This is a genomic window from Pontibacter rugosus (genome assembly GCF_042678745.1).
GTDB classification, from domain to species: domain Bacteria; phylum Bacteroidota; class Bacteroidia; order Cytophagales; family Hymenobacteraceae; genus Pontibacter; species Pontibacter rugosus.
Window position 1 is genome coordinate 1 of record NZ_JBHTLD010000440.1, and the last position, 1,076, is coordinate 1,076.

The following is a 1,076-nucleotide window of genomic DNA, read 5'->3' on the forward strand; positions in this document are numbered from 1 at the left end:
ATTAATATTAGTATGTTTATAGTGTAAATCATCTTAAATCATTTTCAAACCATCAAGTGTAAAACATGAAAAAGAATTTATTTTTCGCAGCAGCCTTTCTTCTTGTAGCAGGTGGCGCTATGGCACAAGGCAACATGAGTACCGTAGCGCAATCTGGTGTAGACCACACTGCCACTGTTTCTCAAAGAGGAGAGTCAAATGACTCTGACGTGCAACAGTCCAATAGAAACAATACTGCTACTGTTTCTCAAAACGGAGAGGATAACTCATCTCAAGTGCTTCAGATCCAGGGATCTTGGGATAACGTTGCAGTTGCCAATCAGTCTGGCGATGCTAACTATGCAACTCAGCAGCAAGGTGGTAATGCTACAGGTAACAATGCTGAGGTAAATCAGTCTGGTGAAATTAATTATGCTGAACAATATCAGACTCGAAGCAGCAATGGTAACTCAGCGTACATCAACCAAGCAGGTGCTGATAACTATGCAAGCCAGACGCAGTCTTTCACTAGCTCTAATAACACTGCTACTATCGCACAAAATGGCGATATAAATGATGCAGTGCAGGAGCAAATGAATATATCGGCTGGTAATACTGCAGCTATAACTCAAACAGGGGATTTAAACTGGGGCTACCAATACCAGAATAACATCTCTGCTTTGAATACTGCCGTAATCCAGCAGACAGGCGATATAAACGATGCTTATCAGTACCAGGAAGACCTAAGCGGCTTTAATTCTGCCAGCATCATACAAGATGGTGACTTAAACTATGCTGTTCAGGACCAGAGCGGACTGAGTGGTTTAAATTCTGCTTCTATCACACAGAACGGCGATGGCAACACTGGCTACCAAACCCAGTCTTTTGGTGCTGACCTGACTGCCACTCTGATACAGAACGGTGACAGCAACTTCTCTGACCAATACCAGAGTGGCACAAGCCACATGTCTACCGTTACGCAAACCGGTAACAGCAATGCGGCCGTTGTGACTCAACGCAATAACTAATCTTTCCAAAAGACAGATAAATTACAACTATATATTTTGCGGAGAGCCATCTCTTGGTATGGTTCTCCG

1 protein-coding gene is annotated in these 1,076 nt (G+C 43.2%); it reads left to right on the forward strand.

Features of this window, described 5'->3' with window-relative positions:
- Positions 1-65: 65 nt before the first annotated feature.
- A complete protein-coding gene (locus ACFQ2O_RS21780) occupies positions 66-1,007 on the forward strand; it encodes a hypothetical protein (protein ID WP_377533044.1) in 942 nt (313 codons plus the stop codon).
- The last annotated feature ends 69 nt before the right edge of the window (positions 1,008-1,076 follow it).